The sequence below is a fragment of the Microbulbifer discodermiae genome (assembly GCF_040742695.1).
Classification (GTDB): domain Bacteria; phylum Pseudomonadota; class Gammaproteobacteria; order Pseudomonadales; family Cellvibrionaceae; genus Microbulbifer.
This window is the reverse complement of sequence record NZ_JBFLAB010000079.1, coordinates 1-11066: the sequence shown is the minus strand read 5'-3', so window position 1 is coordinate 11066 and position 11066 is coordinate 1. Positions and strand designations below refer to the sequence as shown.

Here is an 11066-nt window from a genome sequence, read left to right as displayed (position 1 = left end):
GAGGGTCCGCCTGATGAGGCGGAAATGGCCCAAAGATACCGAGAATCCAACATCAAAACCGATAGGATATCTTTGTTTTATCCTATTTTTGAAAACTGAAAGTGGCGCTGTTGAAGAATTCCCTGATTTTTCAACAGCCTGTTAGGGCCTGTTCACACTAACGGAGTTGGCCCTGTTGTGACAGAAAAGGTGCCAATCGAGGCAAGAGGAGCGCGGTTTGGTTGTTCCAAATGAGCGACGAGCAACGAAGAGTGGCGCCTTTTCCGGTACAACCCGAAGGGCTGCCCCTGGTTTCGCACCCTGCGGTGTTAGAAATTGCTTATGTGGACCCACCACACTGCGCAATTCCTGCCTTGCAGGCCACAAAACCTGAAGCAGCAGGGTTATCTCAGTTAGTGTGAACAGGCCCTAGCACTTCGTCCGGTCTTGCTGTTGTATGACACAAGATCCATTGGATTATCCTCCTGCGACTCGATGCTTGTTCCGGGTGAATCACAAGAGGCAGCATTTAACGGCAACTCGAATCCCCCGTGAAGTTGCCACCTACATAGAACCGTCTGCCAAGCTACGCCTGAGCCAAACCCTATCCGTATCAGCAGGCGCCCGCCTGGCATTAGCGTGTGAACTTTTATGGTTATCCATAGGGGAGACTCATGCGATATCTTATGCAAAATATAGTTTCACATTTTGTCCTGTGTACGCTGTTTTCGTTCAGTGCGACGGCAGCTGCCCAGGTTCTCTATCTGCCCAACAGCGAGAATTTCGGCACCGCTTATTGTATCAACCTGCAAACCGGGGAAGTGGTCCCGGACTGTGATGTCACCCTCGCCAACGGGGTCTACTTTGTGCAGAATCAGCACAACCACAACAGCCCGGCTCCACCGGTCAGTTCCGTTATTCCCCTTTCAGGTAACACCGGTTGCTGTGGCCTGCCGGTCGCAATACGAACAACCAAGGTGGGGCAGGTGGAATGGCTGGCCGTGTGTGCAGACTACTGCTCCGTGACAGATATCTACGTAGGCTATCCGGACCTGGTGGAACTTACCTCCGGCAGTAACTGGGTGCTGATCGGCCAAACCAGCTCCCACCCTATCAATCATTTTGGCACCCCCCCTACCGTCAACGGTATTAAGGCAGTAGCCAGCCAGTACCGCTCCGAGTACCCGCAATACCCGGTTATCGCCATTAATGACATTGCCCTGCCCCTCGCTGGTATCTTCGACCTGAACAGGAACTGGCAGGGGCCGCATTTTAGTCACAGCCAGGGCAAGGCAGTGGACATAAGGGGTAATGGCGGCCCCAACAGTGTGCCAAAAATCCCCAGTGTCCAGGCTCGCTTCAGAGAAATATGCCTGGAAAAGGGGGCGACCAGGGCCCTCCACGAATCGGTTGGCACCACCAATGAACATTTTCATTGCCAATGGCCCTAACCCGGAGGAATTCAACAGTGAAATATATTATCAGCGTGGTAGCTATGGTTTGCGTAAGCGCCGGCCTGGCACTGGCACAACAACTGTACACAGTTGCCCAGTTGAGCGCTGTGCCCATCTGGCCGGAAGATGGTGTGATACCCCCGCGATTGAGCGGTCAATACGTATTTTTGGACCCCGGGAGCGGCCAGATGGTTTTGGTTTATCCGCGGGAACTCGACAAACCGGGCACACAGGCCACTGGTGAATTGCGTGTGGAGCGACTGAATCTCGGCAATCAGGTGAAAGCTTCCATATCGTCAAAGGTGAAAGTGAAGAAAAACAGCTATGCCTATAGCTACACCCTCCGCAACGCCAAAGGTGCCCGGCAGGCCATCGCAAATTTAAAAATACCCGTGCCAAATTTGGGCCAGGATGATGAGGTCCTGGCGCCGGGGCAATGGCAGAGTGCCAAATCCGAAAGTCAGGTAAGAGCCCTGCAGATGGCGATATGGAGCACCTCGGGGTATTTTATAAGCTGGTATAACTACGATGCGGAGAAGAGAGAGGATGGTCCAAAGATCGGGGCGGGACAACAGCTTTCCGGGTTCTATATCGGCAGTGAATTAAAACCCGGAATTACCACCGCCTATGTGGGGTCCGGCCATTACCCCGCTATGCGGGAAGCAATGCCGCAGGCTGTGCTGGAGCAGGCAGTGCCGCTAATGTCCATAGAAGCCAATAATCAGGATCTGCTGACAATTGCGCCGCGGTTTTCCCGGGATACACACAAATTGATCATTGCCGGAAACTTCCACTTCGGAATCAGCCGAATGGTAACTCACGGTCAACTGGATGGGAATTCTCCGGCGGTCCGCGAGGCTTTACAGGTTTTAAATTACTATGCTGAAGCAGCAGAGGCTGCAGGCGAAGTGGAACTGGCAGACTTTGTCGGCCCCCGCATGAGATTCTCCCAAAAGCCGAGGCCCGGATTGGAAGCCGAGGTGTTACATGCGCTGATGATAAGTCTCGAATAACGCACCTGGCATATAGCTTCCCCTGTTCGGGGTAACCGCCTTTCCGGGTTTAGGCTGCTGACTTGGTGAAAGTGTGTTGTGCCAAAACCCAAGCGGGCTGGATGCAACCACAACTGGGGGCCTTTTACTCCCGGTCCACCACCGATTAACCTGACAGCTTGCTTTATTATCCGGTTAATGCCGGATTAAATTTACTAGCAGGCTACTGATCAAGTCTTTCCCAACTTTTCCAGGCGCGGAAGGGCGGCCCATAGTTGCAGCCCCTCTCACGAAAAACCGAGCAGTCACAAACTTGATTTGACACTTTAGAGTCCACATTTGAGGGATAATTTTGTTAACCAGTCTCTGTAGTCCGCCCAGTGGGGCCCTTTTGCTAAATACCATACAGTTGAGAAGCCTGAGTAAGACAAGTTATTAGTGAGAGGCTTCATAGCATCGACAAAATAATAAAAATATTTCGAAAATATATATTCCGAGAAAATTATCTAATCACTGCACAAAACCTATATAACCTGAATAATACATCAAGAGTTCACAAAATTGTTATTGCGTGCCGGCTGGAATTTCAAGTAAGGTTAGATTGCTGTTGGAAGTTGCAAATACTATAAAAAAGGAAATTCGTATATGAAAACTATCATCCGTCTCTGTTTGTTTTCGGTTTTGGCTGGATTCTCTGCAGTGAGCACTGCTGATCCGATCCAGGACTTGTCCATGAATCTATATAAAGCCGGCTGGTATCCAAATTTTTTCCGTGGGTCAGGCCCACTTACCTGTGCGAGAACCTGCGAAATATGGGTTGCTGCGCCGTCGGAAAGGGAAAAAAGCAACATCGTGGATCCGGACAGCGAACAAGCGGCGGTTTGTAAAATCACAAGGGACGTCAATATTATTGTAGAAGCTATCAATGACCCGTCCTCACACTGGATCTATGGCAACCAGTTTGACGATGAGCCAATCTGCCATGTGGCCCACCGGGCCGGATGGGTGGAACGCAGTGAATATTTCATGTGCCTCTGTGCCCAGCCAACAAATGGTTAAAAATCTATAGGAGTTATTAAGTAGACAAGTTTGGTATAGATGTCTGAAATCCAAGCTAGGGAATCCAGACATTCTGGTAAATAAGGTATGTGCCAGGCGGGCAACTGCTTTTTCGAAGCAGTTGCCCTTTGAGCTTGATTAAGAACTCGTGTTTGCTTTAATGCTGATTTTCTTGTGTAGCTAATTAGAAGGTGCAAGGTTAAAGTTCAAGCACTAAAATGTGTGCAAATTTTGTACTGAAATTTAGGCCTTTGTGAAAATTTTTTACCTGGATAGAGAAGGAGAGTGCATTGATGGCTTCCCCAGCTCCGCACGATATGTCTAACGGTTGGGAAGCAGTCGCAAGTGAACTTATTGCCCTAAGAGAGCATTCCTCTACCGGCGTTGAAGTGATTCAAACCTGGGCACAAAATTTGTCAAACGGTGCCGAGGTACTTGATCTCGGTTGCGGGGCAGGGGTGCCAGTTTCCACGGCATTGGTGGAAGCAGGCCACAAAGTCTATGGCGTGGATGCCTCGCCTACATTGGCAGCTGAATTTAAACGGCGTTTTCCGCAGATGAGTGTAGTATGCGAGTCCGTTGAGACTTCGTCATTTTTTGACAGATGTTTTGACGGCGTAGTGGCTATCGGACTTGTATTCCTGTTGTCCGCCGCTGCACAACGACAATTGATTCTCAAAGTGACTTCCACATTAAAATCCGGTGGCCATTTTCTGTTTACATCCCCTTATCAAATATGTAGGTGGGAGGATAATTGGACGAGACTTGAGTCCCTTTCACTGGGAAAAGACGCCTATCTCGAATTATTTTCCGAGGCGGGCTTGATTCTGGTGAAAAACTATACTGATGAGGGAGAGAACTACTACTTCCATGCTAAAAAACCGTAGGCAAGCATGAAGCCCTGGTGAAAAAATCGTTACAACAGCGTTTTACCGTTGGGCATCCAGAAAAGACGAAATTGCATAGAGAAGCCGGTACCAATCGATTGCTATAGTTGTGGCCACGCTTTGTAAAATAATAGACCCGGCAGCCCTACTATACCGCCACTGGAATTGCTTATTTCAGACTGCCGGGAAGCAATAATTTGACAGTAAAGTTTAGTATTAGGGGAGTGTAGTCAAACAGGCAGCCGATCGGCAGAATTATAACAAACTTGTCGGAAAAGGAAAAATATCGAATCTCTACTGGTATAGGGGAATTGCTTTGGGATAAGGCAGGAGTCATCGATTGATAACCTACCGATTTAGCTGATTACCGCGGCAAATTTGGACTACCTGGAACCTCGAAGAGATTTGATGTAACCAAAGCCAAGCCTTTAGCTGGGGGTCAGTTGAGACCTGAGTTGATCGCGGTAGCGTCGGCTCATAGGTATCTGTCGGCCATTTTCCAGGTGAATGCGCGCGTCACCACTTTCCAGTGGTTCAATCTCCGCTATAAAATCCAGCCGCACAATATAGGAGCGATGTACCCGCGCAAATCCATTTGGCTCCAGGCGTTCTAACAGCTTTGCCATGGTATCCCGCAGCGGATATACCCTGCCGTCCAGGTGCAGGTTCATATAATTGCCGGCGGCTTCAACCCATTCGATCTGCGGCACATTGACCAAAAATTCCTTGCCCAATTTCTTAATCAGAAGTCGATCGGGAGACTCGACCGACTGCAATGGTGTTTCTCCAGCCGGATGTTCCGGCAACTGGGCCTTCCCCTGGAGATGTACCAATAGAAAACGGTACAGGTATATGATGCTGAGCAGGATGCCATAGGTACGGAAGTCTTTCAGGTATTCGTAGAGGAATTCCAGCGACCAGTTGCCAAAATCGTAGGACCCACCCTCCAGATGGTAGATTACAGTGCGCATGGCTACCATGCCGACGACATGGAGCAGCGACCAGGGCAGGGTCAGTAGCAGGTGGATGGTGAGGTTACGCCCAATTACGCCCTTGTGCAGGGGAAATTGATGATCCCAGGCCAGAATCAATGGCAACAATATGGCCGCCATCAGGAGACTGGTGCCCTCCCAAACCAGTGGTTCCCAGGATTGAAAGTCCTGGCCCCCACTGCGTTGCTCCAGGGAGACCACAGCAAACTGAGCCAGCCACTGCACTGAAAAAAACAGTGCCCAGAGCCCCACTTCCAACTGTCGTTTACTGGCAAGGTACTTCTCTACCACCATCTATATCCCACTCCCAACCCAAATTCCGGCTCAGTTTTCCCTTCATTCATCCCTGAATACCACCACTGGCACCAGGGGCGGTGCCGGTCATCCCTCTATAGTGGCAGGGGGGGAGGCGCGAAGCTGAGCATAGCGGCAAAGCAAAATCAGGGAAACCATATATATGACTAAAGAGCGACGCCACGATATAGACAGTCTGCGTGTGCTGGCCTTTGGCCTGTTGATCCTGTACCACCTGGGTATGGCCTATGTGGCTGATTGGGGCTGGCATGTAAAAAGCAGCCACCAGAGCGAGATCCTTCAATTGTTGATGCTGGCAGTAAACCAGTGGCGTATGCCGCTGCTCTTTCTGATCTCGGGTGCGGCCACTTATTTCCTGTTGTACAAATTGGGTAGCCGGGGATTTCTGTTACAAAGGTTACGCCAGCTGGTGATTCCGCTGCTATTTGGCATGCTGTTTGTGATTCCGCCCCAGGCCTATTACGAAGCGCTTGCCAACGGCGCGATTGAGCCGGGCTACTTCAGGTTTCTTTGGCGCTATTTTACGTTTCAACCCTGGCCAGCGGGCAGCTTTACCGGCAGTCAGGTGGGTATTACCTGGAACCACCTGTGGTATCTGCCCTACCTGCTTTGCTATACCTTGGCCGCCATCCCTATTGCCCTGTGGCTGGGGGCGTGTCAGAAGCAGCTGAAAAGCCAGCTTGCCGCAATCAAAGCCTGGCAACTTGTGATACTGCCCCTGCTACCGCTTACCTTGTACGGCCTGTTTCTATTTCCACGTTTTGGCGGTATAAACCACGCAGTGGTCGGGGACTGGTATACCCACGCGCAGTTCTTTACCTTCTTCATCCTCGGTTATCTGTTGGTTAGCCATCAGGCGCCGTGGAAGTTGCTGGCGCAGATACGTGTTCCGTTGGTGGTTTCAACCGCACTCAGCTATAGCCTGTTCCTATACTTCGGGAGGTTTCTGCCGGAGAACTGTTTCTATGGACAGTCGTTTATTGGCCTGTTAATTGTCTACGCCAATCGCTGGTTGTGGCTATTGGCAGTGCTGGCTTTCGCCTATCGCTACCTGAACAGGCCATTTTCCTGGCTCCCCTATGCCAATGAGGCAGTTTATCCCTGCTATATGCTGCACCAGACCATCATGGTGATAGCTGTGTTTACGTTGAGTAGCCTGTCCTTGGGGCCGGTATTTGAACCATTGCTGGTTGTATTAATTACAGCCGCAGGATGTTTATTTATGCACGAACTGCTTATTCGTCGCGTGCCACTGCTGCGTTTGGTGTTTGGCCTGAAACCCCTGACGGTGAAAACCAACCCGGTGACTGGCCTGATTAAGGGAACCTGGAATTGTAATAAGTGATCCTTTGCTGATTCGCATCCGGGGCCTGACAACGGGTGGAGATGCAAATTTCAAGCAATGCGCTTTCCAGTAATCCTCGGTGCCTAAGGGAACTTGGTAATCCCAGTTGACACAGGCACGATTTTGCATAATAGTCGGAGGATGAACAACCTATTTGCGCTTAGACGTTTCGAGATTATTACCATCATCCCTTAGGGGTGGTGGGTTTTAGTGCAAACGATTTCAACAAACCCGCCCTGGAGGCGGGTTTTGTATCTCTGCCTTCAGAGTGATTAGCGGTCGGAGGCAAAATGAATCGAGTAGCCCTATTTGGGAATGCGGGTGGTGGTAAGTCGACCTTGGCTTTGCAACTGGCTGAAGCGACGGGCTTGCCCCTCTATTCCATCGACAAACTCCAGTACCACGCAGGTGGCGTCCAAGTTCCGCACCAGCAATACCTGCAGTCACATGCCTGCCTGGTGAATCAGCCTGAATGGATTATCGACGGTTTCGGCTGTATGACATCTGCCTGGGAGCGCTTCTCCGCAGCAGACACTTTAGTCTACATCGATCTGCCACTTTGGATACACGGTTTCTGGGTGACCAAACGGCTGTTCAAAGGGTTGTTCCGGAATCCGGAAGGTTGGCCGGAAAACAGTCCCATATGGCGAGGCAGCTGGACTAGCTATAAGGTGTTGTGGCTGTGCCATAGACACCTGACGCCACAATACCGGCAGTTGGTAAAAGAAGTTGCAATGACTAGGCAGGTTTATCATTTGACTTCACCTACGGAAATCCGGAAATTCGCACAGGGTGTACGACAAGGGTACAGCAGAAGCCACTAATTTCAACGCAATTTTTAAGGGGAACTGCAAAATATCGATTTAAATCATAGGCCATGACGATGCAAAAGCAAATTTAAACTAAAGCTCCAAGAACGAGGTATTTATACCTCCTATTTATCCAAAGAAACTACAGAGGATATAGGCATGGATTTTAATTATACACGAACGGTGCGAGTCACATCCTATCTACTGTTGGTGCTGGCAGTTACGCAGGCGCTTTATACCATTCTTTATATCACGGAAGTTAACCTTTCAAGGCAGCTTATATGGGGATTGGAAGGCTTGCTCTTTACTGTTCTCGTAGCGTTCGCCGGAGCAGCGATGGTGCAAGCCAAATGCTATCAAGTTGGATGGTCCTGCATCGCATTTAGTGCGGTATTCAACCTAGTGCAAGTAAGTATTGGTCTTACTATGTTTGGACCATTTCGCGAAGCCACGAGTCAACTCGAAGCGCTTGGCCCTGTGATGGGGGCGGTCGTAGCCTTGTCTTTTATGATCTATTACGCAGCAAAGTTGTTACTGGGCTTTGCTGCGCTCATTTTCGGAATAGCCAAGTTGACTGGTGGTGCCAAGGCTTTGGGAGGTTTGACAGCAGTGGTTGGTGTTCTTGCCATGTTCGCCAATGGGATTTTGATCGTGTTCGGACGTGACACTTTTTTACCCTCCGCTGTTGCTGGAGGTTCGGGTGTGCTCGCGACCTTGCTTCTGGCCCTCTGCTTGATGAAGCTTTCCCCTGAAGACAAAGAAGTGCTCAGTCACCCCTAACCTTCACTACCGATAAAAACAATTTAAAGCCATGATTTGTCTGCACTGTTGCCGATTTAGAAATTGAACCTAGCATTCGGATTTTTTATCAATTTTTCATTCAGTGTTGACAGGTTGAATAGTGTAGACAGATCCTAAAACGGACCGACGACGCCCTGGGCCCGGATACCCAAAACCGGGGGCAGTGGAGGACAGAAAGGCGTGACTGCAAACGCCTGAGCGTCGCCGGCCGATATGTGCCCCTGCTGGACGAACAGGGCCGACCGGACCATTCGTGTATGCGCACGCTGCTGGGCCGCCATATGGGCCTGCCGGCGCTGGATCGCGAGGAATCCCTGTGGCAGCAGAGTGAAGTGGTGCGGCAAAAAGTGGACGCGAGCGGCCACTGGAGCCGCGACACCCACGGCGATATTCGCGAGACGGCACTGCAGCGGAACACATGGCCGACTACGACAGCGAGCACAAACAGGTGCGTCAATACTCGCTGGAAAAAATCGCCGGGTTGAAATTAATTAAAGCATTGGGCGCTCTGCGCCTGCTGAGCGGCGGCGCCGCCAACCTCTCCGCGCTGGACAACTTAGACCTCACCACCGCCAGCGATCTCAACAGCACCGCCGCGCGGGACCTGAAAGAGCATGTGGGCAATATCGCCGAGCGGATCGCCAAACTCAAACAGGTGATCAAGGTGGAGGACGGCGGCACTATCTGGCTCGGCAATGAATCCGATAATGTACTGCAGCTGCTCAGTGATTTGATCGGGGTGGTCAAAACCCTCGCCGAGGACCTGGCCACCCACAAGCATTTGGGCGTGACGGCCGGCAGTGGTACAAGCCAGGCGCCGCAGAGCGCGAACACTTACACTGAAGCTGGCAACCAGGCCGGCGCCTTGAAGAGAAAATTCGACGACATAATGGAATAGATTCGGGGAGAAGATGCTGTGATCGAAAGTGCTGGTTAAAAAATGTATTTTGCGCCAGTTTTACAGAAAAATGATCACCGGGACCGATATCTCGGCACGGAATCCAAAATCACCAGAAACTATAAAAGAAATACAGGGTCACAGACCTCACTTGGAAACGGGACAGGAGGCGAAGCGATCAGTTTGCCAAAATGAAAACAGCACAAATATGCCCAAAAGGCTTTGTGAGCATTTATTATAAAAGCCTGCAAAGAAATAACGGTCTCGGACAAAGTGGTCGTAGAGACCACCATATAAATATTATATGCCAGATACAGACATCACTTATCGAGGTTAGAATGAGAATAATCGCATTTGTTTTATGCTTATTGATCGCCCCTATAACAAGCGCTGGTGAGGCTAAACATAGTCAGTTGGTAAAGCTTCTCCTTGAAAAGGTATCTGAAAATTACGTGATGGAAGAAAAGCTTACTGAAATTACCAGGTCTTTATCCGATGTGCAGATGCAAGCGGAGTTTAATGAGCTTGAAGACCCAGCTAAAATTGCTGAAATATTGAATCTCACTTTGCAACAACATGACAAACATTTTGGCGTAAGATGGAGTAACCCCACTCGCAAAGATGACAAATTGGTATATGAAGGCTGGTTTTCAAAGCTTGACAGGAAACATTCTGGATTTAAAAAAGTCGAAATCTTAGAAGGAAATATTGGTTATATTGATTTTTGGGGTTTCGATAACGTTAATGCTAAATCAGAGTCTCGAGCACACACAGCTTTGCAGTTTGTTTCGGAGTCAGATGCGCTGATTTTTGATCTAAGGAATAACCGTGGCGGTAGCGCTGATATGGTTCGCCTAATTAGCAGCTACTTACTCGAAGGCCGGGTGCATTTAAGTTCTATTTATTGGAAAGAAAGTGATTCTACCACTGAATTCTGGACTTACGCAGATATAGAAAATGGCGCTCAATCTGCGGTGCCAGTTTATGTTTTGACCAGTAAAGCTACATTTTCTGCTGCTGAAGAGTTTGCATATAATTTACAGGCTCTTAAGCGTGCGACTATTATTGGAGAGGTGACCAAGGGCGGCGCAAATCCTTGGAAAATTTTTGATCTCACTGATAGCTTCAGAGTAGCTATTCCAATAGCAAAAGCAGTTAATCCTATTACCAATAGAAATTGGGAAGGTGTTGGTGTTCAGCCTGATATTGTGACAAGCAAGGACGGTGCCTTCAGTGTGGCTTATAAGTTAGCGCTGGAGGAATTACAGAGTTCCAAAGTTACCCAAGAGCAACTAAAAGAAATCGAAGAGGCCCTTCAGAGCATTAAATGATCTGCGTCAGGCGATGATTCGAAAAATGTAGCTGGTACGGAGACTCAGAAAGAGAGTTGAAGCTAGGGCCTGTTAACACTAATTAGCCGGTCAGCGATCAATGAAAAGTTGATGAAGAACTTAAAAACGACATCCAACTTATCAAATCGACTAAATATTCTTCGGAAACCTTTCAAGCGGCGAAACAGACGCTCTACTTCATTT

Annotated in this window: 11 protein-coding genes; 10 read left to right on the top strand and 1 reads right to left on the bottom strand. The window is 49.4% G+C overall.

Going from position 1 to position 11066, the window contains the following annotated elements; translation table 11 throughout:
• The first annotated feature begins 665 nt into the window (after positions 1 to 665).
• The 4 genes from AB1S50_RS17760 to AB1S50_RS17745 all read left to right on the top strand — a co-directional run bounded on the left by AB1S50_RS17760 (position 666) and on the right by AB1S50_RS17745 (position 4371).
• On the top strand, positions 666 to 1430 hold the full coding sequence (locus AB1S50_RS17760) for a hypothetical protein (protein ID WP_367152465.1): 765 nt from the start codon (positions 666 to 668) through the stop codon (positions 1428 to 1430).
• 17 nt (positions 1431 to 1447) lie between these two features.
• A complete protein-coding gene (locus AB1S50_RS17755) occupies positions 1448 to 2446 on the top strand; it encodes a hypothetical protein (protein ID WP_367152463.1) in 999 nt (332 codons plus the stop codon).
• 624 nt (positions 2447 to 3070) lie between these two features.
• Positions 3071 to 3484: a hypothetical protein gene (locus AB1S50_RS17750; protein WP_367152462.1), complete on the top strand. Its 414-nt coding sequence runs from the start codon at positions 3071 to 3073 to the stop codon at positions 3482 to 3484.
• Between the two features lie 293 nt (positions 3485 to 3777).
• A complete protein-coding gene (locus AB1S50_RS17745) occupies positions 3778 to 4371 on the top strand; it encodes a class I SAM-dependent methyltransferase (RefSeq protein WP_367152461.1) in 594 nt (197 codons plus the stop codon).
• 428 nt (positions 4372 to 4799) lie between these two features.
• Here AB1S50_RS17745 and AB1S50_RS17740 read toward each other — a convergent pair whose 3' ends face one another.
• Entirely contained in the window at positions 4800 to 5657 is an 858-nt protein-coding gene (locus AB1S50_RS17740; RefSeq protein ID WP_367152460.1) for a LytR/AlgR family response regulator transcription factor, read from the bottom strand.
• Positions 5658 to 5820: 163 nt separating this feature from the next.
• Between AB1S50_RS17740 and AB1S50_RS17735 the strand changes: the two genes are divergently transcribed.
• From AB1S50_RS17735 to AB1S50_RS17710, 6 genes are all read left to right on the top strand, one after another.
• Positions 5821 to 7023 (top strand): acyltransferase family protein, encoded by a 1203-nt coding sequence (locus AB1S50_RS17735; protein WP_367152459.1) that lies wholly within the window; start codon positions 5821 to 5823, stop codon positions 7021 to 7023.
• Positions 7024 to 7313: 290 nt separating this feature from the next.
• A complete protein-coding gene (locus AB1S50_RS17730) occupies positions 7314 to 7847 on the top strand; it encodes a P-loop NTPase family protein (RefSeq protein WP_367152458.1) in 534 nt (177 codons plus the stop codon).
• 144 nt (positions 7848 to 7991) lie between these two features.
• Positions 7992 to 8612, top strand: a complete 621-nt coding sequence (locus tag AB1S50_RS17725) for a thiamine biosynthesis protein ThiC (protein ID WP_367152456.1) — start codon at positions 7992 to 7994, stop codon at positions 8610 to 8612.
• Positions 8613 to 8848: 236 nt separating this feature from the next.
• Positions 8849 to 9118, top strand: a complete 270-nt coding sequence (locus AB1S50_RS17720) for a hypothetical protein (protein ID WP_367152454.1) — start codon at positions 8849 to 8851, stop codon at positions 9116 to 9118.
• Entirely contained in the window at positions 9052 to 9531 is a 480-nt protein-coding gene (locus AB1S50_RS17715) for a hypothetical protein (RefSeq protein ID WP_367152453.1), read from the top strand. Before AB1S50_RS17720 ends, AB1S50_RS17715 begins: the two co-directional genes overlap by 67 nt.
• A 191-nt stretch (positions 9532 to 9722) precedes the next feature.
• Positions 9723 to 10862, top strand: coding sequence for a S41 family peptidase (locus tag AB1S50_RS17710; protein ID WP_367152451.1), 1140 nt, complete (start codon positions 9723 to 9725; stop codon positions 10860 to 10862).
• Positions 10863 to 11066 lie beyond the last annotated feature (204 nt).

Excerpts from the sequence above, each read along its gene's own strand:
- AB1S50_RS17730 (WP_367152458.1), top strand. The coding sequence starts at position 7,314 with ATGAATCGAGTAGCCCTATTTGGGAATGCGGGTGGTGGTAAGTCGACC.
- AB1S50_RS17715 (WP_367152453.1), top strand. The coding sequence starts at position 9,052 with ATGGCCGACTACGACAGCGAGCACAAACAGGTGCGTCAATACTCGCTG.
- AB1S50_RS17710 (WP_367152451.1), top strand. The coding sequence starts at position 9,723 with ATGAAAACAGCACAAATATGCCCAAAAGGCTTTGTGAGCATTTATTAT.
- AB1S50_RS17735 (WP_367152459.1), top strand. The coding sequence starts at position 5,821 with ATGACTAAAGAGCGACGCCACGATATAGACAGTCTGCGTGTGCTGGCC.
- AB1S50_RS17750 (WP_367152462.1), top strand. The coding sequence starts at position 3,071 with ATGAAAACTATCATCCGTCTCTGTTTGTTTTCGGTTTTGGCTGGATTC.
- AB1S50_RS17725 (WP_367152456.1), top strand. The coding sequence starts at position 7,992 with ATGGATTTTAATTATACACGAACGGTGCGAGTCACATCCTATCTACTG.
- AB1S50_RS17760 (WP_367152465.1), top strand. The coding sequence starts at position 666 with ATGCAAAATATAGTTTCACATTTTGTCCTGTGTACGCTGTTTTCGTTC.
- AB1S50_RS17740 (WP_367152460.1), bottom strand. The coding sequence starts at position 5,657 with ATGGTGGTAGAGAAGTACCTTGCCAGTAAACGACAGTTGGAAGTGGGG.
- AB1S50_RS17745 (WP_367152461.1), top strand. The coding sequence starts at position 3,778 with ATGGCTTCCCCAGCTCCGCACGATATGTCTAACGGTTGGGAAGCAGTC.